The sequence below is a fragment of the Variovorax sp. GW823-FHT02B07 genome (assembly GCF_058797695.1).
Map to the genome: position 1 here is coordinate 236,095 of NZ_JBXAJX010000004.1, position 20,682 is coordinate 256,776.

General features: G+C 68.1%; 17 protein-coding genes. 3 read left to right on the forward strand and 14 right to left on the reverse strand.

Translation table 11 applies throughout. The features are described 5' to 3' along the window. The first annotated feature begins 5 nt into the window (after positions 1-5). Positions 6-908 carry a carbohydrate kinase family protein gene (locus AC1RGU_RS21945; RefSeq protein WP_492698039.1) on the forward strand — a complete coding sequence of 301 codons (903 nt, stop codon included), beginning with the start codon at positions 6-8 and terminating at the stop codon, positions 906-908. A gap of 114 nt (positions 909-1,022) precedes the next feature. Here the strand turns inward: AC1RGU_RS21945 and AC1RGU_RS21950 are convergent, their stop codons facing one another. From AC1RGU_RS21950 to AC1RGU_RS21985, 8 genes are all read right to left on the reverse strand, one after another. Further along, positions 1,023-1,583, reverse strand: a complete 561-nt coding sequence (locus tag AC1RGU_RS21950; protein ID WP_489059292.1) for a histone H1-like DNA-binding protein — start codon at positions 1,581-1,583, stop codon at positions 1,023-1,025. Positions 1,584-1,782: 199 nt separating this feature from the next. Beyond that, the gene (locus tag AC1RGU_RS21955) at positions 1,783-2,973 is read right to left on the reverse strand and encodes a ribonucleotide-diphosphate reductase subunit beta (RefSeq protein ID WP_062480340.1); all 1,191 of its coding nucleotides are present in this window, start codon (positions 2,971-2,973) and stop codon (positions 1,783-1,785) included. 212 nt (positions 2,974-3,185) lie between these two features. Then, the gene (locus AC1RGU_RS21960; RefSeq protein WP_447741149.1) at positions 3,186-6,098 is read right to left on the reverse strand and encodes a ribonucleoside-diphosphate reductase subunit alpha; all 2,913 of its coding nucleotides are present in this window, start codon (positions 6,096-6,098) and stop codon (positions 3,186-3,188) included. Between the two features lie 349 nt (positions 6,099-6,447). Further along, positions 6,448-7,065, reverse strand: a complete 618-nt coding sequence (gene ampD / locus AC1RGU_RS21965; RefSeq protein ID WP_354345683.1) for a 1,6-anhydro-N-acetylmuramyl-L-alanine amidase AmpD — start codon at positions 7,063-7,065, stop codon at positions 6,448-6,450. After that, complete coding sequence (locus AC1RGU_RS21970; RefSeq protein WP_492698036.1) at positions 7,052-8,602, reverse strand: sigma-54-dependent transcriptional regulator; 1,551 nt, start codon at positions 8,600-8,602, stop codon at positions 7,052-7,054. The genes ampD and AC1RGU_RS21970 overlap by 14 nt, the downstream gene beginning before the upstream one ends. Before the next feature lie 5 nt (positions 8,603-8,607). Further along, entirely contained in the window at positions 8,608-10,305 is a 1,698-nt protein-coding gene (locus tag AC1RGU_RS21975; protein ID WP_159278541.1) for a two-component system sensor histidine kinase NtrB, read from the reverse strand. Beyond that, on the reverse strand, positions 10,302-10,559 hold the full coding sequence (locus AC1RGU_RS21980) for a PP0621 family protein (protein WP_062480350.1): 258 nt from the start codon (positions 10,557-10,559) through the stop codon (positions 10,302-10,304). Before AC1RGU_RS21980 ends, AC1RGU_RS21975 begins: the two co-directional genes overlap by 4 nt. After that, positions 10,556-11,368, reverse strand: a complete 813-nt coding sequence (locus AC1RGU_RS21985; protein ID WP_056575582.1) for a cytochrome C assembly family protein — start codon at positions 11,366-11,368, stop codon at positions 10,556-10,558. Before AC1RGU_RS21985 ends, AC1RGU_RS21980 begins: the two co-directional genes overlap by 4 nt. A 161-nt stretch (positions 11,369-11,529) precedes the next feature. Between AC1RGU_RS21985 and ffh the strand changes: the two genes are divergently transcribed. Beyond that, positions 11,530-12,924 carry a signal recognition particle protein gene (ffh, locus tag AC1RGU_RS21990; RefSeq protein ID WP_070060104.1) on the forward strand — a complete coding sequence of 465 codons (1,395 nt, stop codon included), beginning with the start codon at positions 11,530-11,532 and terminating at the stop codon, positions 12,922-12,924. 45 nt (positions 12,925-12,969) lie between these two features. Next, positions 12,970-13,305 carry an ankyrin repeat domain-containing protein gene (locus AC1RGU_RS21995; protein WP_492698033.1) on the forward strand — a complete coding sequence of 112 codons (336 nt, stop codon included), beginning with the start codon at positions 12,970-12,972 and terminating at the stop codon, positions 13,303-13,305. 90 nt (positions 13,306-13,395) lie between these two features. Here AC1RGU_RS21995 and mdoH read toward each other — a convergent pair whose 3' ends face one another. From mdoH to miaB, 6 genes are all read right to left on the reverse strand, one after another. After that, positions 13,396-15,414: a glucans biosynthesis glucosyltransferase MdoH gene (mdoH, locus tag AC1RGU_RS22000; protein ID WP_492698032.1), complete on the reverse strand. Its 2,019-nt coding sequence runs from the start codon at positions 15,412-15,414 to the stop codon at positions 13,396-13,398. An 8-nt stretch (positions 15,415-15,422) separates the two neighbouring features. Then, positions 15,423-15,623: a hypothetical protein gene (locus AC1RGU_RS22005; protein ID WP_082818265.1), complete on the reverse strand. Its 201-nt coding sequence runs from the start codon at positions 15,621-15,623 to the stop codon at positions 15,423-15,425. A gap of 193 nt (positions 15,624-15,816) precedes the next feature. After that, positions 15,817-17,205 carry a sigma 54-interacting transcriptional regulator gene (locus AC1RGU_RS22010; protein ID WP_095948204.1) on the reverse strand — a complete coding sequence of 463 codons (1,389 nt, stop codon included), beginning with the start codon at positions 17,203-17,205 and terminating at the stop codon, positions 15,817-15,819. Next, positions 17,202-17,810, reverse strand: a complete 609-nt coding sequence (locus tag AC1RGU_RS22015) for a hypothetical protein (RefSeq protein ID WP_492679301.1) — start codon at positions 17,808-17,810, stop codon at positions 17,202-17,204. Before AC1RGU_RS22015 ends, AC1RGU_RS22010 begins: the two co-directional genes overlap by 4 nt. A gap of 85 nt (positions 17,811-17,895) precedes the next feature. After that, positions 17,896-19,323, reverse strand: a complete 1,428-nt coding sequence (locus AC1RGU_RS22020; RefSeq protein ID WP_492698031.1) for a sensor histidine kinase — start codon at positions 19,321-19,323, stop codon at positions 17,896-17,898. Continuing rightward, positions 19,323-20,681 carry a tRNA (N6-isopentenyl adenosine(37)-C2)-methylthiotransferase MiaB gene (gene miaB, locus AC1RGU_RS22025; RefSeq protein ID WP_369631269.1) on the reverse strand — a complete coding sequence of 453 codons (1,359 nt, stop codon included), beginning with the start codon at positions 20,679-20,681 and terminating at the stop codon, positions 19,323-19,325. Before miaB ends, AC1RGU_RS22020 begins: the two co-directional genes overlap by 1 nt. Between the last annotated feature and the right edge of the window lies 1 nt (position 20,682).

Here is a 20,682-nt window from a genome sequence, read left to right on the forward strand (position 1 = left end):
CACCCATGGCAGCAGTGATTTGCGGTTCCCTCGCGTTCGACACCATCATGACTTTCGAAGGCCGGTTCGCCGACCAGATCCTGCCGGACCAGCTGCACATCCTGAATGTGTCGTTCCTGGTGCCGGGCTTGCGCCGCGACTTCGGTGGCTGCGCCGGCAACATTGCCTACAGCCTCAACGCCCTGGGCGGCACGGCGCTGCCGATGGCCACGCTGGGCAGCGACGGCGCCGACTACGCCGAGCGCATGCGCACGCTGGGCATCAGCACGGAGTTCGTGCGTCAGCTCGACGACACCTTCACCGCGCAGGCGATGATCATGAACGACACGGACAACAACCAGATCACGGCGTTCCACCCTGGCGCGATGCAGCAGGCGCACATCACGAAGGTGGTGGCGCGCGAGGACATCAAGCTCGGCATCATCGCGCCCGACGGCCGCGACGCGATGCTGCAGCACGCCGAGCAATTCGCCGCCGCCGGCATTCCCTTCGTGTTCGATCCGGGCCAGGGCCTGCCGATGTTCGACGGCGACGCGTTGCGTCACTTCATCGAGCTCGCGAGCTGGGTCGTGGTCAATGATTACGAAGGCAAGATGCTGTCGCAGCGCACCGGCTGGAGCCTGGCCGAGATCTCGCAGCGCGTGCGCGGCCTCGTGGTCACGCTGGCCGCCGAAGGCTGCGAGGTGTGGACGAAGGGTGAACGCGAGCACGTGCCCGGCGTGACGCCGACGGCGGTGATCGAGCCCACGGGTTGCGGCGACGCATGGCGCGGTGGCCTGCTGTACGGCCTGGAAAAGGAATGGCCGCTGGCCCGCTGCGCAGCCCTCGGCAACCGCATCGGCGCGCTCAAGATCGCGCAACGCGGACCGCAGAACTACCAGATCGATCGCGCCACGCTCGACCTGTGATTCGCTGATTGGCCCGCATCGCTTCGGCGATTCGGCCACAGCGGGCGCCCATGAAAAAAGCCCGGCACCTTGCGGTGCCGGGCTTCATGCCTTTCAGGGCCGCTGAGAATTCACTCAGGGCTTGCTGGCCGTCGGAAACGGCCAGGCAGCCTGGGGATTCAGCGTCGTTTGCGCCGCAGGGGCAGGCGCTACGGCAGCCTTCGCAGGCGCGGCGGCCTTCTTGGCAGCAGGCTTCTTGGCAGCAGCGGCAGGCTTGGCAGCGGGCTTTTTCGCGGCTTTCTTGGCCGCGGCCTTCTTGGCAGGAGCCTTCTTGGCGGCAGCCTTCTTCGCAGGCGCCTTCTTGGCAGCAGCCTTCTTGGCAGGCGCCTTCTTCGCTACGGCCTTCTTGGCGGGCGCCTTCTTGGCGGCGGCCTTCTTTGCCGGAGCCTTCTTGGCAGCGGCCTTCTTCGCCGGTGCTGCCTTCTTCGCTACGACCTTCTTGGCTGCAACCTTCTTGGCCGCGACCTTCTTTGCCGGAGCCTTCTTCGCTACGACCTTCTTGGCGACAGCCTTCTTGGCCGGAGCCTTCTTGGCAGCGACCTTCTTTGCCGGAGCCTTCTTCGCGGCGACAGCCTTCTTAGCCGGAGCCTTCTTTGCAGCGACCTTCTTGGCCGGCGCTTTCTTTGCAGTTGCCATTTCTATTTCTCCTTGATCAAGTTGAAAAAATCAACCTATTGAAGCACTCCACGCGCGTTGGGAGCGTGAAGCGATTCATGGCGTTGGAATCTGAGCCCCAGCACCATGAACACCTGAGCCCTCGTCCATGCCGCGCTCTTTGGCGCAGTCGGTGGCAAGGGCAATTCTTGAATTCATGAATTGTTGTGTATCGAAAAATTCAATCCCAGGAGAGCGCACCACCCGACTGGTACTCGATCACGCGGGTTTCGAAAAAGTTGCGCTCTTTCTTCAGGTCAATCATTTCGCTCATCCAGGGGAACGGGTTTTCCTCGTTCGGGAAGAGCGTTTCGAGGCCGATCTGCTGCGCGCGCCGGTTGGCGATGTAGCGCAGGTAGCCCTTGAACATGGAGGCGTTCATGCCGAGCACGCCACGCGGCATGGTGTCTTCGGCGTATTTGTATTCGAGCTCGACGGCCTTCATGAAGAGGTCCTTGATCTCGGCCTTGAACTCTGCGGTCCACAGGCCGGGATTCTCGAGCTTGAGCTGGTTGATCAGGTCGATGCCGAAATTGCAGTGCATCGATTCGTCGCGCAGGATGTACTGGTACTGCTCGGCAGCACCGGTCATCTTGTTCTGGCGGCCCAGCGCAAGGATCTGCGTGAAGCCGACGTAGAAGAAGAGGCCTTCCATCAGGCAGGCGAACACGATGAGCGACTTGAGCAGCGTCTGGTCGGTCTCGTGCGTGCCGGTCTTGAAGTTCGGGTCGCTGATGGCGTCGATGAACGGGATCAGGAACTGGTCCTTCTCGCGGATCGACGGCACTTCGTTGTAGGCGTTGAAGATCTCGCTCTCGTCCAGGCCGAGCGACTCGACGATGTACTGGTACGCGTGCGTGTGGATCGCTTCCTCGAAGGCCTGGCGCAGCAGGAACTGGCGGCACTCGGGAGCCGTGATGTGGCGGTAGGTGCCCAGCACGATGTTGTTGGCGGCCAGCGAGTCGGCGGTCACGAAGAAGCCGAGGTTGCGCTTGACGATGCGGCGCTCGTCTTCGGTCAGGCCGTTCGGGTCTTTCCACAACGCGATGTCGCGCGTCATGTTCACTTCCTGCGGCATCCAGTGGTTGGCGCAGGTGGCGAGGTACTTTTCCCAGGCCCACTTGTACTTGAACGGCACCAGCTGGTTGACGTCGGTCTGGCCGTTGATGATCCGCTTGTCGGAAGCCTTGACGCGCTGGCCTGCAGCGGCGGCCACCGGTGCGGTGGCAGTGGCGGGTTGTGCAAGCGACGAAGTCGGAGCGGCGACCGCGCGGCCAGCGGAAAGACCGCCGGTCGATGCGTGGTGCTGCTGCAATCCTTGTTGCATATCCTTTGGTAAGGAGGGCTTGACTTCTTCGTCCCAGGTCAACATAGAAAAATCCAATGCGCAATTATCGGAGCAACGATGTGAGTTGCAAAGTGCTCGTTCACATCGTGCGCCATTTATGGGGTTGTTATGTTGCTCGCATGCATCGCGCGACGTCAGTCAATGCCTTGATTGATTGAACGTCGCGCGCTTTTCACTTGTGCGAGCACCTCGCTGATCGATCGAAGCGTCTTGTGTGTTGACGCTTCACTTGCACATCACTGGCAGGCTTCGCAGGTCGGATCGTCGACACCGCAGAACGCGATGTCGGTGGCGGGCATCGCGCTCATCTGTGCCTTCGCTGCAGCGGCGGCGGCTTCGAGTGCGCTCATGCCCGAGGGTGCGTCGTTGCCCGACGACACCGCGTTGAGACGGCCCGATTGCACCGTCGACTTCTCAGCGTGCGTCGCGCTCTGCGTGCGCAGGTAGTAGGTGGTCTTCAGGCCGCGCAGCCAGGCGAGCTTGTAGGTGTCGTCGAGCTTCTTGCCCGAGGCGCCGGCCATGTAGATGTTCAGCGACTGCGCCTGGTCGATCCACTTCTGGCGACGCGCGGCGGCTTCCACCAGCCACGTCGTCTCGACTTCGAACGCGGTGGCGTACAGCGCCTTCACGTCCTGCGGCACGCGGTCGATGGGACGCAGCGAACCGTCGAAGTGCTTCAGGTCCATGACCATCACGTCGTCCCACAGGCCCAGGCGCTTCAGGTCGCGCACCAGGTAGTGGTTGATCACGGTGAACTCGCCCGACAGGTTCGACTTGACCGACAGGTTGCCGAAGCAGGGTTCGATCGAGGCGTCCACGCCGATGATGTTCGAGATGGTCGCCGTGGGGGCGATGGCCACGCAGTTCGAATTGCGCATGCCGTCGGCCTTGATCTTGGCGCGCAGCGAATCCCAGTCGAGGGTGGCCGAGCGGTCCACTTCGACGTAGCCGCCGCGGGCCTTCTCGAGCAGGTCGAGCGAATCGATCGGCAGGATGCCCTTGTCCCACAGCGAGCCCTTGTAGCTGGAGTACTTGCCGCGTTCCTTGGCCAGCTCGGTCGAGGCCCAGTAGGCGTGGTAGCAGATGGCTTCCATCGACTCGTCGGCGAACTGCACGGCTTCCTGCGAGGCGTAGGGAATGCGCAGTTCGTACAGCGCGTCCTGGAAGCCCATCAGGCCCAGGCCGACCGGACGGTGGCGCAGGTTCGAGTCGCGCGCCTTCTTCACGGCGTAGTAGTTGATGTCGATCACGTTGTCGAGCATGCGCATCGCGGTCGAGATGGTGCGCTTGAGCTTTTCCTGGTCGACCTTGCCGTCCTTCAGGTGCTGCAGCAGGTTCACGGAACCCAGGTTGCACACGGCGGTTTCGGTGTCGCTGGTGTTCAGCGTGATCTCGGTGCACAGGTTCGACGAGTGCACGACGCCGGCGTGCTGCTGCGGCGAGCGCACGTTGCAGGCGTCCTTGAACGTGATCCAGGGATGGCCGGTCTCGAACAGCATCGTGAGCATCTTGCGCCACAGGTCCGAGGCCTGGATGGTGCGCGCGGGCTTGATCTCGCCGCGGGCGGCCTTCTCTTCGTAGGCGACGTAGGCCTTCTCGAAGTCGGCGCCGAACAGGTCGTGCAGGTCAGGCACGTTGGAGGGCGAGAACAGCGTCCAGGTGCCCTTTTCCATCACGCGGCGCATGAACAGGTCGGGGATCCAGTTGGCGGTGTTCATGTCGTGCGTGCGGCGGCGGTCGTCGCCGGTGTTCTTGCGCAGCTCCAGGAACTCCTCGATGTCGAGGTGCCAGGTTTCCAGGTACGTGCAGACGGCGCCCTTGCGCTTGCCGCCCTGGTTCACGGCCACGGCCGTGTCGTTCACCACCTTCAGGAACGGCACCACGCCCTGCGATTCGCCGTTGGTGCCCTTGATGTGGCTGCCCAGTGCGCGCACGCGGGTCCAGTCGTTGCCCAGGCCGCCGGCGAACTTCGACAGCAGCGCGTTTTCCTTGATCGACTCGTAGATGCCGTCCAGGTCGTCGGGCACGGTGGTCAGGTAGCAGCTGGACAGCTGCGAGCGCAGCGTGCCGGCGTTGAACAGGGTGGGCGTGCTCGACATGAAGTCGAACGACGACAGCACTTCGTAGAACTCGATGGCGCGGGCTTCGCGGTCGATTTCGTTCAGCGACAGGCCCATGGCCACGCGCATGAAGAACGCCTGCGGCAGTTCGATGCGGGTCTTGCGCACATGCAGGAAGTAGCGGTCGTACAGGGTCTGCAGGCCCAGGTAGTCGAACTGGTTGTCGCGCTCGGCCTTCAGGGCGGCGCCCAGGCGGGGCAGGTCGTACTGCAGCAGCTTCTCGTCGAGCAGCTCGTTCTCGACGCCCTTCTTGATGAACTGCGGGAAGTAGTCGGCGTAGGCGGTGGCGCGCTCGACCGGCATCACTTCGCGGCCGATGATTTCCTTGAAGATCGTGTGCAGCAGCAGGCGCGCGGTGGCGAAGGTGTAGTCGGGGTCCTTCTCGATCAGCGTGCGGGCGGCCAGGATGGAGGCCTTGTAGACCTCGTCCAGCGGCACGCCGTCGTACAGGTTGCGCATCGTCTCGGCGACGATGGGGGCGGCGGTGATGCTGTCGCCCAGGCCCTGGCAGGCCGATTCGATCAGGCCCTTGAGTTCGTTCAGGTCCAGCGCCACGCGCTCGCCGTTGTCGAGCACGTGCAGTGCCGGTGCGGCGGGCACGTCCTGCTCGCCCTGCTTCGAACGCTCCTGGGTGCGGCGTTCGCGGTACAGCACATAGGCGCGCGCGATTTCATGGTGGCCGCCGCGCATCAGGCCGAGCTCGACCTGGTCCTGCACGTCTTCGATGTGGAAGGTGCCGCCGCCCGGACGCGAGCGCACCATGGCGCGGATCACGCCTTGCGTCAGCGTGTCGACGGTCTCGCGCACGCTGGCGGAAGCCGCGCCCTGGGTGCCGTGCACCGCCAGGAAGGCCTTCATCATCGCGATGGCGATCTTGTTCGGTTCGAAGGGAACGACGGCGCCGTTGCGGCGAATGATCTGGTAGTGCGCGAGGTTCTGACCGGTGGGCGAGCCCGCAGTGTCTTGTTGCTGCTGCGGCGTCGCGGGGACGGCGCGGGGGGTCGACGGGGTGTTCAGTGCAGTTTGCATTCGCTTCCTCTCGGTTGTGCAATTCTTGTTGGTTGGCAAGGCCTCGCGGGCCTTGCGTCGGCGTTGTTGCCGAACGGGAAGACACTATATCTAGGGTGTCTGTGCCCTACAAGCCACTACAGGTAGTGTTTTCCTATGGACGCAACCCTTACAGGAATTGCGCCGCACCCAGCGCATCGCCAGCGATGCCGCGTGAATACTGGCCCATGGTGGCGCAACCCGCACGGGGCGCGGCTTGCAAGGCGATTTGGGCCTGCAGGCCGCATGGTTGCTACGTCACGTGCCTGCGCTTGCGAGATTGCTGCGCTGCGAGAGCGGCGCATCGCGGGCCACGGAGCGATTGAAAAAATTAGCGCGCGACCACCTGCTCGGGAAACATCTGTGGATTCCAGCCGAGCTGTTCGCGCAGCAGGCGCCAGTCGAAACCGGCGCCGGGGTCCTGCTTGCGACCGGGCGCGATGTGCTCGTGGCCGGCGATGTGGGCGATGGCGTAGTGCTGCGCGAGCGCGGCGCACAGGCTGGCCAGCGTCTCGTACTGCGCCTCCTCGAAGCGTTCGCCCTCGAGGCCTTCGAGCTCGATGCCGACGGAGTCGTCGTTGCAGTTGGTGCGTCCGCGCCACGACGACACGCCGGCATGCCAGGCGCGGTCCTCGCAGCTCACGAACTGCCAGAGCTCGCCGTTGCGTCGCACATAGAAATGCGACGACACCTCGAGCCCGCGGATCGACTGGAAGTACGGGTGCGCGTCCCAGTCGAGCCGGTTGGTGAAGAGCTGTTGCACCGCGTCGCCGCCGTATTCGCCCGGCGGCAGGCTGATGGAATGCAGCACGATCAGGTCGGTCTGCGCGCCGACGGGGCGCGGGCCGAAGTTGGGCGAGGGCAGGGCCTTGGCGAAGCGGTACCAGCCGGCGCGCCAGAGTCCGTCGTCGCCGGCCGGTGTCGTGGCGGGGTCGTCAGTCGTCGGCATGCGCGGTGGCACCGTCGTCGCCGTTGGGCGTGGAGATGCCCAGGCGCGCGATGCGGTAGCGGATCTGGCGCAGGCTCATGCCCAGCCGCGCGGCGGCGGCCGTGCGGTTGAAGCCGCTTTCGTGCAGCGCGCGCACGAGGATCTCGCGCTCCTGCTGGTCGAGCCAGGCTTGCAGATCGGAAGGCAGCGGCGGCGGCGCGGGCTTGGGTTCGGCCGCCGGCGCGGGGGCCGCAGCCACCGCAACGGCGGCTGGCGCTTCAGCGGATTCGCTGCGCGGCGCGGCCGGCATCGGCGTCATCGCGCCCATCAGGTCGATGTGCAGTTCGTCGCCGTCGTTCAGCGCCACGGCGCGGTGCAGCAGGTTCTCGAGCTCGCGCACGTTGCCGTCGAGCGGGTGCTGGGCCAGGCGCTGCAGCAGCGCGTCGGACAGGCGCGGCACGGGCAGGCCGCCATCTTGCGCGATGCGCGCGAGCAGCGCGGTGCACAGCGCGGGCAGGTCTTCGCGGCGCTCGCGCAGCGCGGGCACGGCGATCTCGATCACGTTGAGGCGGTAGAACAGGTCCTGCCGGAAGCGGCCGGCCAGCACCTCGGCGTGCAGATCTTTATGGGTGGCGCTCACGATGCGCACGTCGACCGCGTCTTCCTGCGTCGAGCCGATGGCGCGCACGCTGCGTTCCTGGATGGCGCGCAGCAGCTTCGACTGCATGGCCAGCGGCAGGTCGCCGATTTCGTCGAGGAACAGCGTGCCGTCGCGCGCGGCCTGGAAGTAGCCGTCGCGGTCTTGCGAGGAGCCGGTGTACGAGCCCTTCTTGGCGCCGAAGAACTCGGCCTCGAGCAGGTTCTCGGGAATCGCGCCGCAGTTCACCGCGACGAAGGGGCCTTCGCTGCGCTGGCTGCAGCCGTGCACGGCGCGCGCGACCAGCTCCTTGCCGGTGCCCGACTCGCCGCGCACCAGCACCGGCGCCATGCCGCGCGCCACCTTGGCGATGCGCGACTTCACGAGGCGCATCGGGTCGGAGTCGCCGACCAGCCGGTCGAGCGCGGTGGCGCCGCTGCGCGTCACGGCCAGTGCGTCGGGGCGTTCGCCGCCCTGGCCGGCGGCCTGCGGCGGCGCCTTCTGCGGCACGACCACCGCCGCGCGGTTGGCCTGCACGGCCGACGCCACCACGGCGCGGAACTGCTTCAGGTCGACCGGCTTCGTGAGGTAGTCGAAGGCGCCGGCCTTCAGCGCCTCGACCGCGTTCTCGGCGGAGCCGTAGGCGGTCATGACGACGCAGCGCTCGCTGCGCTGGTCTTTCTGGATGCGGTGGATGATCTCCATGCCTTCGCCGTCGGGCAGCCGCATGTCGGTGATCACGGCGTCGAAGCGGCCGGCCTCCAGGTGCTGCCAGGCTTCGGACACGCTGCCCGCCGCTTCCACCCGGTAGCCTTCGCGCAGCAGCGTGAGTTCGTAGAGCGTGCGCAGGTCGGGTTCGTCGTCGATGACGAGGATCTGCGCGGGGCGCGGGGCGGCGGCGGAAGGCGGGAGGGAGCTCACGGCCGCTATTGTGTCAGCCGGTTTTCGCTCGGTGCGAAGCTGACGAAGAATTCGTTGCCCTCAGGGCCGCCCGGCACCAGCGCGCGCCGTTCGTAGCCGATGGTGGCGCCATGGCGCCGGCACAGCTCGCGGCACAGGAACAGGCCCAGGCCGCTGGAGCGGCTCTCGGACGAGAAGAAGGGTTCGAACAGGTGGCGCTGCACCGCCGGCTCCAGCGGCGCGCCGTCGCTCCACACCAGCAACGCGGCGCGCTGCACGCCGGCGCGCTGCAAGGTGGTGATGACCTGGATCGCGCCCTCGCGCTGGCTCGCGTAGCGCGCCGCGTTGTCCAGCAGGTTCACCAGCAGCCGGCGCAGGTGCTCTGCCTCGAAGCGCACCTCGCTGCCCGGCGCCTCGAGCGCCACGCGCACGCCCTTGCGCTGGGTCTGGCGTATCCATTCCTCGGCCAGGATCTGCGCCGCCGGGTCGAGCACCAGCTGTTCGCCCAGCGAGAGCACGCGCTGCTGGCGCGCGCGCGAGACGTCGAGCACGTCGTCCACGATGCGCGCCAGGCGCTGCGCGTTGTGCTGGACCATGTCGGTCAGCTTGCGGTGCGCCGGGTCGGTCAGGTCTTCGCTGAGCAGCGCGCTGGCCTGTGCGATGGCGGCCAGCGGGTTGCGGATTTCATGCGCCACCGCGGCCGACATGCGGCCCATCGCGGCAAGCTTTTCGGTGCGGATGCGGGCCTCGAGCTCGCGCAGGTCCTGCAGGAACATCACGCACAGGCTGTCGGCGCGGCGGTCGTCGGTGGGCGTGAGCCGGGTGCGCACGCGCACCTCGCGCGCCGCGCCGCGGGCCTGCGCCACCGGGATCTCTTCGGTCTGCGGCGCGCGGCGCGCGAAGGTCTGGCGCGCCAGCGCGGCCAGCGCGTGCCAGGCCGGCTGGGTGTGCAGCGGGAACGGCAGTGGCAGCTGCGCCAGGCCCTGGCCGAGGATCGCGTCGGCCGCCGGGTTGGCTGCGTGCACCAGGCCGTCGGTGTCGATCACCAGCACGCCTTCGCTCAGGGTTTCGATCACCAGGTCGTTGACCTGCGCCTGCATCTGCGCGTGGCTGCGGCTGCGCTGCGCCACCGCTTCCTCGCGCGCCAGTCGGCGCGCGAGTTCGTGCGCGAGCAGCGCCACCACGAACAGGCCGGTGCCGGTGAGGGCGGCCTGCACGAAGCGCGCCGAAGGATCGCCGGGTTGCTGCAGCCAGTGCCAGCCGGCGTCGGCCAGCAGCAGCAGCGTCACGGTGGCCGTGGTGCCCAGGCCCACGAGCAGCGTGCCGAGCACCGCACTCATCAGCACCGGCAACGCGAACAGCGGCGTGTAGTTGACGCTGCCGCCCTGCAGCACCTGCAAGGCGCTGAAGATGCCCAGGTCGACCCCGATGGTCAGGAGCCAGAGCGTCGAGAAGCCGCGGATCGGCGGCTCGAAGTGCGCGTAGCGCATCTCCAGCCAAGCCAGCACGAGGTAGCCGCCCGACAGCACGATCGGCAGCGGCTGCACGGCCTGCCCGATGGCGAAGGCCACGCCCTGCAGCAGCACCAGCACCACCGCCACGAAACAGCGCGCCGCCATGAAGCCGCGCCACAGCCGCAGCAGGGCCGTGCTGTCGCCGGCGCCCAGGTCGAGCACGTCCCAGTCGGTGGCCGGCTCGCCGCGCGACCGGCGCAAGGAACTCATGCGGAGGTGCCGGCCTGGCGGTGCGCGGCGCTGCAGAACACCGCGCCGTCCGGCCCGGGGAGTGCGTCGGCCGCGGGCAGGTGCAGCCCGCAGTGGGCGCAGCGCACCATCGCCTGCGGCGGGCCGACGGCCGGCGTGCGCTGCTGTGCCTTCTTGGCGCGTTCTTGCTGTGCGTCGCGCATCTCTTCGCGCCGGTTCTTGCGCCAGAGCCAGATCGCGACCCACACCACCGCGAGGACGAGCAGGTACTTCATGCGGGCAGGCGCGTCAGCACGACTTCGAGCACGAAGCGCGAGCCCACGTAGGCCAGCAGCAGCAACGCTGCGCCCGCGTAGAGCACGCGCCGCGCCGTGCGTCCGCGCCAGCCGAAGCGCGCGCGCCCGGTCAGCAGGACCGCGAAGCTGAGCCAGGCGAGCACCGAGAAGATGGTCTTGTGGTCCCACTTCCAGGCGCGGCCGGCGGCACCGTAGAGCTGTTCGCTGAACAGCAGGCCGGCCAGCAGCGTGGCCGACAGCAGCACGAAGCCCGCCGTGACGAAGCGGAAGGTGAGCCGTTCCAATGTGAGCAGCGGCACGCCGGCCTGCGCATCGGCGCTGGCGAGGCGGATCTGTTTTTCGGCCCGCGTGATCAGCCAGGCGTGCACCACGGCGGCGCCGAACAGGCCGTACGAGGCGATGCCCAGCGCCAGGTGCAGTGGCAGCCAGGGCGAGGCGCTGACATGCAGCGGCGTGCCCGGGAACAGCAGCGCCAGCAGCACCGCCGCCGCGCCCAGCCAGGCCAGCGCACGGCGTGCCTTCAGTTGCGGGTACAGGCGGCTTTCGACCGCGTAGACCGTGAGCACCAGCCACGCCGTGACCGACAGCGCCGGCGCAAAACCGAAGCGAGGGTCGCCGCCGATCAGCCCGTGGCCGAGCACCGCAGCGTGCAGCAGCCATGCGATGCCGAGCGCCCATTGGGTGGTCTGGCGGCTGAGCCGCGCACCGGCGGCAGCGGCAAAACCGTAGGCTGCCGCGGTGGCGATGCCCAGCGCCACGCCGAGTGGGGAGGGGATCGCTAAAATCATCGGTGGAGTGTATAGGCTCGCCCCCCGGCTTCGCGCACGTCGCGTCGCTTCGCCCACCCCCGCCGGGGGCCCCCCCCGCGAGAGAGCGGGCCCACATACCGCTTCCAGGTTTTCACGACTTTCCATCGGTCCGCTGCCGCGGACAACAAGGTATTTCCTTCATGGCCACCGCCCTCACCGAAAAGTTCTCCCGCCTCGTCAAGACGATGAGCGGCCAGGCGCGCATCACCGAAAGCAACGTGCAGGACATGCTGCGCGAGGTGCGCATGGCGCTGCTGGAGGCCGACGTGGCGCTGCCCGTGGTGCGCGACTTCGTCGCTCGCGTGAAGGAGAAGGCGCTCGGCCAGGAAGTGCTGGGCTCGCTCAAGCCGGGCCAGGCGCTGGTGGGCATCGTCAACCGCGAACTCGCCGCCACCATGGGCGAGGGCGTGTCGGACATCAACCTCGCGGCCCAGCCGCCGGCGGTGATCCTCATGGCCGGCCTGCAGGGCGCCGGCAAGACCACCACCACCGCCAAGCTGGCCAAGCACCTGATCGAGAAGCGCAAGAAGAAGGTGCTCACCGTGTCGGGCGACGTGTACCGCCCGGCCGCCATCGAGCAGCTCAAGACCGTCACCAAGCAGGCCGGCGCCGAGTGGTTCCCGAGCACGCCCGACCAGAAGCCTCTGGACATCGCGCGCGCCGCGCTCGACCACGCCAGGCGCCACTACTTCGACGTGCTGCTGGTCGACACGGCCGGCCGCCTCGCGATCGACGAAGTGCTGATGACCGAAATCAAGCAGCTGCACGCCGAGCTCGATCCGGTCGAAACCCTGTTCGTGGTCGATGCCATGCAGGGCCAGGACGCGATCAACACCGCCAAGGCCTTCAAGGAGGCGCTGCCCCTCACCGGCATCATCCTGACCAAGACCGACGGCGATTCGCGCGGCGGTGCGGCGCTGTCGGTGCGCCAGGTGACGGGCGTGCCGATCAAGTTCGCCGGCGTGAGCGAGAAGATCGACGGCCTCGAGGTGTTCGACGCCGAGCGTCATGCGGGCCGCATCCTGGGCATGGGCGACATCGTCGCGCTGGTCGAGCAGGTCACGGCCGGCGTCGACGTCGAAGCGGCGCAGAAGCTCGCGGCCAAGGTCAAGAGCGGCGCGGGCTTCGACCTGAACGACTTCCTCGGCCAGCTGCAGCAGATGAAGCAGATGGGCGGCCTCTCCAGCCTGATGGACAAGCTGCCGCAGCAGATGGCCGCCAAGGCCACCGAGGCCGACATGACCCGCGCCGAGCGAGACATCCGCCGCAAGGAAGGGATCATCCAGAGCATGACGCCGCTGGAGCGCCGCAAGCCCGAGCTGCTCAAGGCCACGCGCAAGCGCCGCATCGCGGCCGGCGCGGGCGTGCAGGTTCAGGAAGTGAACCGCCTGCTCAACGAGTTCGAGCAGATGCAGGGCATGATGAAGAAGATGAAGGGCGGCGGCCTGATGAAGATGATGAAGAAGATGGGCGGCATGAAGGGCATGGGCGGGATGCCCGGCATGGGCGGAGGCGGCGGCAAGCTGCCGTTCTGAGCCCGGCCGCTCGCACATACATATATATAGGCGCGCAGCCCCGCGATGTCCGCAGGCGACTGGAAAGAGCTCTACCAGGGCGCGCTGACCGGCGACCTCGACTTGGTGCGCTATCACATCGGTGCGGGCGTGAATCCGAACTACCAGCACCCCGAGATCCTGTGCACGCCGCTGGTGGCCAGCCTGGTCCAGGGGCATGGCGAGATCGCCAGCTACCTGCTGGACCACGGCGCCGATCCGAACCTGCTGTCTGAATTCGACGGGCTCACGCCGCTGCAGGCCGCCCGCAATCACGGCCGCGAGGCGCTCGTCACGGCGCTGGTGGCGCGCGGCGCGCACGCACCCCGTCCGCCGTTCTGGCGCCGCTGGCTGCCCTTCTGAGATCTCGATGCGCATGGCGCACCGCCCAGCAAAAAGCCCGCCGAAGCGGGCTTTTTCTTTGGAGCGATCAGCCGCAGGGCGGCGATCGCATCAGGCCGTGGCCAGCGCCGCCGGACGCGCCAGGCGCAGCGCATGCATCCACGCACGACGCAGCACGGCGGGCGAACGCGATTCCTCGGGAATCAGCAGGAAGCCGCGGTCGCGCAGCGTGGTGCCCAGCGCGATCTGGCTGGTCAGCACGGTCAGCGGAATCGCCAGCAGCAGCGGCAGGCCGACGGGCATGAGCCAGATCAGCGCGCTCGGGTCGATCATGGCGACGCCGACGGCCAGCATGGCGATCACCAGCGTCATGGGGGCCAGTTGCGAGGCAGCGACCTTCCACGGCACGGCGGCGGCTTCACGCGGGGGCGACTTCCAGTCGAGCTTGATGCCGGTGAGGGCGACGAGCACGAACAGCGAGTGGGCCAGCATGCGCACGGGGGCCTGCACGATGGCCAGGCCGGCTTCGAGCACCGAGCTCTTCACCAGGCCCCACACACCGCCGTACTGGCGTTGTTCGCCGCGCATCAGCACGGCGGCGATGCCCAGCACGCGCGGCAGGAACAGCAGGCACAGGGTCCAGACCCACAGGCCGGCCAGCTCGGCGGGCAGCACGTTCCAGCTCGACACGAGGCTCGAGCCGCTCAGCCACAGGGCGGTGCCCAGCGTCAGGAAAGCGAGCCACAGCGGGGCCGAGACATAGGCCATGGTGCCGGTCACGAACATCGCGCGGTGCACCGGGTGGATGCCGGGCTCGGCCATCAGGCGGGCGTTCTGCAGGTTGCCCTGGCACCAGCGGCGGTCGCGTTGCAGCTCGGCCAGCAGGTCCGGCGGTTGCTGTTCGTAGCTGCCGACCAGGTCGGACACCAGCCACACGTGGTAGCCGGCGCGGCGCATCAGCGCGGCTTCGACGAAGTCGTGCGACATGATGCCGCCCGACATGCCGCCGGTGCCCTTGATGGGGGCCAGCGCGCAGTGCTTCATGAAGGCTTCGACGCGGATGATCGCGTTGTGGCCCCAGTAGTGCGACTCGCCGAGTTGCCAGAACTGCATGCCCAGCGTGAACAGGCGACCCGTCACGCGCGAAGCGAACTGCTGGGCGCGGGCGTGCAGCGTGACGTGGCCGATGGCCTGCGTCGCGGTCTGGATGATGCCGGCGGTGGGGTTGGCTTCCATCAGCTTGACCATCGAGGCCAGGCAGTCGCCGCTCATCACGGAGTCGGCGTCGAGCACGACCATGTAGCGGTAGTCCTTGCCCCAGCGGCGGCAGAAGTCGGCGACGTTGCCGGCCTTGCGGTGCGTGCGGCGGGTGCGCAGGCGGTAGTACACCTCGACCTGCGGCTGGTTGGGGCTTTCGGCCAGCGCGGCGCGCAGGTCTTCCCAGGCGGCGCGCTCGGCGGCGGCGGTCTCGGGGTTGTAGCTGTCGGACAGCACGAACACGTCGAACTGCTTGGCGTGGCCCGTGGAGGCGACCGATTCGCAGGTGGCGCGCAGGCCGGCGAACACGGTGGCCACGTCCTCGTTGCAGATCGGCATGATGATCGCGGTGCGTGCCTCGGGGTTCATCGGGTGGTGGGCCACCTGTTTCGCCGAGAGGGCGTGCTTGTCACCGCGCACGGAGACATAGAAGCCCATGAGCGCGGTCACGAAACCGGTCACGACCCAGCCCGAGAGCAGGCCGTACAGGCCGATCTGGCCGTATTCGAGCCAGACGTTGTCGTAGTCGGGTTGCACGCTGGCGAACAGCGACGACGCGATCACGGTGCTCAGCAGCGTGAGCAGCATGAAGGCGAGGCGGCGCTGGCCGGCGGCGCGTTCCCAGGCCTGCGGGGCCGGGGTGGCCTGCTTGGCGGCGGGGGCGCTGTCGGCATTGCGGCCGGCGCCCAGGCGCACGAGCAGTGCGGTGCCGATGCTGTTCCAGAAACCACGCCAGGGGCGCGGTGCCATGGAACCGCGGTTGACCGGCGGTGCGGTCACGGCGTTGGGGTGGCGTTCCTCGCGCAGCGCGCTGCGGCGTGCGAAATCGGATTCGGCGAGGACGTTGAGGTGGGAGAAGTCGTTCGGCTTCATCGGTTCATTCACCAACGTTGCTTGTCGAGGGGGGTGTCGCCAATGGCCGGAAGGCGCTTGAAGACGCAATCCGTGGCGGCGCCGCCGACGCCGGAGAGCGCGGTCAGCGAATGGCCCGCGGCACGGGGCCGCGAGGAGGAAAACTGCTTTTGACGCAGGCCGTCGCGCTGCGGACGCAGTGCGAAAGATGGGCTGGTAAGTGCTGTCATGCCAGTACAGGGGCAAACCCTGTGCCAGCCTGGAAAAACGCTTTCAAATCAACGACTTGGCGCGATTCGAAACCGTTTTCCGTGGGGGAGGGGCCTGCCGGGCCCCCGAAACCCCCGTTTTTGTCGCCGAATCCCGACAAGCCGGGGAGGCCCTCGGGAAACAGCCTTTCAAATCAACGACTTAGGCCTGTCGCTACTCGGCGACAGGGTCGCCACCGGGAGCGACAACGTCGGCCTTGAAGTTGCCCGGCGTGAGCTCGTGCTTCTGCAGCAGGCGGTAGAACTCGGTGCGGTTGCGGTCGGCCAGGCGGGCGGCGTCGGCCACGTTGCCGTCGGTCAGCTTGAGCAGGCCGACGAGGTAGTCGCGCTCGAAACGCTGCTTGGCTTCGGCGTAGGTGAGCACCTCCACGCTCGGCACGCGCAGCGCGCGCTGCACCAGCGCCAGCGGGATCAGCGGCGAGCCCGACAGCGCGCAGACCTGCTCCACCACGTTGTAGAGCTGACGCACGTTGCCCGGCCACGCGGCGGTGGTCAGCGCCTTCAGCGCCTCGGGCGCGAAGCCCGACAGCCGCTTGCCGTACTTGGTCGACAGCTTCTGCAGGAAGTGGTTGGCCAGCAGCGGAATGTCCTCGCGCCGCGCCGACAGCGGCGGCAGCGTGAGCGTCACCACGTTCAGGCGGTAATAGAGGTCTTCGCGGAACTGGCCGGCTTCCATCGCGGCGTCCAGGTCGCGGTGGGTGGCCGAGACGATGCGCACGTCGACCTCGATCGACTGGCTCGCGCCCAGCGGACGCACCGCGCGCTCCTGCAGCACGCGCAGCAGCTTGACCTGCAGCGCGGGCGGCATGTCCCCGATTTCGTCGAGCAGCAGCGTGCCGCCGTCGGCCTGCTGGAACAGGCCCTTGTGGTTCGCGTGGGCGTCGGTGAAGGCGCCCTTCATGTGGCCGAACAGCTCGGATTCGAGCAGCGCCTCGGGAATGGCGCCGCAATTGACCGCCACGAAGGGCTTGTCGGCGCGTGCGCTGGCCTTGTGGATGGCGCGCGCCAGCAGTTCCTTGCCGGCGCCGGAGTCGCCGCGCAGCAGCACGGAGGCGTCCGACTTGGCGACCATGCGCGCCTCGGCCAGCAGCTCGGCCATGCGGTTGCTGCGGCTCACGATTTCCGAGCGCCAGCTGTCGTCGCCGGTCTTGCTGGGCGTGGTGGTCGGGGCACCGAGCGCCAATGCCTGCGCGATCTTCTCGAGCAGCTCGCGCGCGTCGTAGGGCTTGGTGAGGTAGGTGAACACGCCGCGCGCCGTGGCCTCGACCGCGTCGGGGATGGTGCCGTGCGCAGTCAGCAGGATCACCGGCAGCGTCGGGTGGCGCTTGCGGATCTCGTCGAACAGCTGCAGCCCGTCGCGCCCGGGCAGGCGCACGTCGCTGAGCACCAGCTGCGGGTGCTCGATCTCGAGCTGCGTGAGCGCGGTCTCGGCCGAGGTGACGGCCGTGACCTGGTAGCCCGCCGACACCAGCCGCATCGAGAGCAGCCGCAGCATGTCCGGGTCGTCATCGACCACGAGGAGGCGGGCACCAGTGGTACTCATGGATTCGTTCGGCTTCCGTTGGATGGCGTGGGGGCCGGCGTGTTGGGCCGGGCGAAGCTGCGCTCGATGGCGCGCAGCGCCTCGATGCGGTCGTTGAGCTGGTCGATGCGGCGCTGGCTGTCGCGCAGCTGCTGCACCTGCTTGTCGCGGTCGTCCTCGACGCGGCGCTGCTCCACATAGCGCGCCGCCAGTGCCCGCGCGAGCGGATGCAGCGGCTGCGCCTCGGGCGCGGGGTTGGCGATCACGCGTTGCAGCAGGCCCAGCGCGCGCGCCAGGTCGGCCGGCACGCGGGTCTGCGCGAGCAGGAGCGCCAGCTGCATCTGCGCCGCGGGCGTCTCGCCCTGTTCGCTGACGCGCGCAATTTCGGCGCTCAGGTCGGCGCCGCCCAGCGGGCGCACCTTGTCGGCATAGGCCAGCATGGTCGCGAGGGGGCCCTGCGTGAGCTGCGTGAACAGCGAGGCCGGCTGCGTGGCCGGCGCGCGGGGCTCGGCCTCGACCGGCACCACGCGCGGCGCGGCCACGGGCGGCGGCAGCGCGTCGGCTTCGGCCGGCGGCTTGGGCTGGGAGGCGCAGGCTGCCAGCAACAGGGCGCATGGCACGGCCATGGCCCCGGCGAAGGTGGATCTGCGGACGAACGAAAGGAACATGGGTCGAAAAAGCGCGGGGCGGTGTTGGAGGGGGTGTCCGGGGTCAGGTCGTGCGCGGCAGTTCGATGCGAAAGCGTGCACCGGGGCCGTCCGGCAGCAGGGCGATGCGGCCCCCATGGGCTGCAATGTACTCCTGCACGATGGAAAGTCCGATGCCGGTGCCTTTCACCGTGTGCTCGGGCTGGCGCTCGCCGCGGAAGAAGGGTTCGAAGATGCGGTCGCGGTCGTTCACGGCAATGCCGGGGCCGGCGTCGCACACGTCGATGTGCACCGCCTCGGGCGTGCCCGACACGGCCAGCGTGATCACGCCGCCGGCGGCCGAGAAGCGGATCGCGTTCGACAGCAGGTTGGCGATGGCGGTGCCGAGCTTGGTGCGGTCGACCGTGAGCGTGATCGGCTCGCCCTCGGCGCGCACGCGCAGGCCGTGTGCCTGCCACTGCAGGCGCTGGGCCTCGATCTGCTCCTCGATCAGCGGCAGCAGCTCGGTGCGCTCGCGGCGCAGCTCGCGCGCCTCGAAGGCGGCGGCGTTGAAGCGCAGCAGCGCCTCGATCTGGTTCTGCAGCGACACGGTGTTCTGCTGCAGGATCTGCGCGACCTCGAGCTGCGCCGGATTCAGCGGGCCGGTCACGCCGTCCTCGAGCAGCGACACGCCTTCGCGCAGCGCCGCCAGCGGCGTCTTCAGCTCGTGCGACACGTGGCGCAGAAAGCGCGCCTTGTCGGCGTCGAGCTCGGTCAGGCGCAGGCGCAGCCATTCGAGCTGCTGCGACACGCGCCGCACGTCGGCCGGGCCGCGGATGTCGATCGGTTCGTCGAGCCGGTTCTGGCCCAGGCCGACGATGGCGTTCTCGAGCCGCTTGAAGGGGCGCGCCAGCCAGATGCCGAAGGCCAGCGCCAGTGACACGGCCAGCACGCTGGCGGCCACCACCTCGCGCATCAGCCGGCGGCGCGCATTCTCGATGCGCTTGGCCAGCGCGTCGTTCTGCGTTTCGATCAGGAACTGCGCCTGCTGGGCGATGTTGGTGTTCAGGGCGTCGAGTTCGCGGAACTGCATCGCCATCGTGCTTTCGCGCGCCAGGGCGCTGTCGGGGCTGCCGCCGAGCAGCCCTTCGATCACGCCGAGCTGGCTGCGCCACATGTCGATGCCGGCGGCCGGCAGGCCGTTGCGTTCCAGACGCTCCAGCACCTGGTGGGCTTCGCGCGCCGCCTCGTCGAAGCGGCGACGCAGCACGGCGTCGTTGAGCACCAGCGACTGGCGTCCCGCGCGTTCCATGGCCGCGCTGCGCTCGGCCAGCGACTGCGAGGCGCCCGACAGGCGCAGCGCGCGCGCGGCGGCGTCGCGGCTTTGCGTGACGAGCGCGTCGTACTGCAGCACCGAGCGCAGCGCCACGCCCACCAGCAGCGCGGTGATCAGCAAAAAGGCGAACAGCAGGAGCTGCTGGAACGAGCCCCGAACGGACGGTCGCTTCGCCATCAGTGGGCGAGCGCCGTGGCGGCAGCCAGGGCCGATTCGCGCGTGACCACCTCGCCGCGCAGCGTGTACGCCAGCGAGCGGGTGATGCGCAGGTCGGCCATCTGGCCCACGAGGCGGGCGTCGCCTTCGAAGTTGACGACGCGGTTGCAGGCGGTGCGGCCCATGAGTTCGTTCGCGTCCTTGCGCGAGGCGCCCTCGACCAGCACGCGCTGCGTGCTGCCCACCAGCGCGTCGCCGAAGCGGCGCACGTTGCCGTCGATCACGCGCTGCAGCGTCTGCAGGCGCGCCAGCTTCACCTCGTGCGGCGTGTCGTCCTGCAGCGCGGCGGCCGGCGTGCCGGGGCGCGGGCTGAAGATGAAGCTGAAGCTGTTGTCGAACTGGCAGTCGTCGATGAGCTTCATCATCTTGTCGAAGTCGGCGTCGGTCTCGCCGGGGAAGCCGACGATGAAGTCGCTGGACAGGGCCAGGTCGGGGCGGATGGCGCGCAGCTTGCGCACCGTGCTCTTGTATTCCATGGCCGTGTAGCCGCGCTTCATGGCCATGAGGATGCGGTCGCTGCCGTGCTGCACCGGCAGGTGCAAATGCGAGACGAGCTGCGGCACCTTGGCATAGGCCTCGATGAGCCGCGGCGTGAACTCGTTCGGGTGGCTCGTGGTGTAGCGGATGCGCTCGATGCCGGGGATCTCGGCCACGTACTCGATGAGCAGCGCGAAGTCGGCGATTTCGGCGGTGTCGCCCATCTTGCCGCGATAGGCGTTCACGTTCTGGCCCAGCAGCGTGATCTCGCGCACGCCCTGGTCGGCCAGGCCGGCAATTTCGACCAGCACGTCGTCCAGCGGGCGGTTCACTTCCTCGCCGCGGGTGTAGGGCACCACGCAGTAGCTGCAGTACTTGGAGCAGCCTTCCATGATCGACACGAAGGCGGTGGCGCCTTCGACGCGCGCGGGCGGCAGGTGGTCGAACTTCTCGATCTCGGGGAAGCTGATGTCCACCTGCGGGCGGTCCAGGCGCTCGCGGTCGTTCAGCATCTCGGGCAGGCGGTGCAGCGTCTGCGGGCCGAACACGATGTCGACGTACGGCGCGCGCGCGATGATGGCTTGGCCTTCCTGGCTCGCCACGCAGCCGCCCACGCCGATCTTCACGCCCTTGGCCTTCAGGTGCTTCACGCGGCCGAGGTCGGAGAACACTTTTTCCTGCGCCTTCTCGCGCACCGAGCAGGTGTTGAACAGGATGAGGTCGGCCTCGTCCACGTTCTGCGTGGGCTCGTAGCCCTGGGCGGCGTGGAGCACGTCGGCCATCTTGTCCGAGTCGTACTCGTTCATCTGGCAGCCGAATGTCTTGATGAATACTTTTTTCATG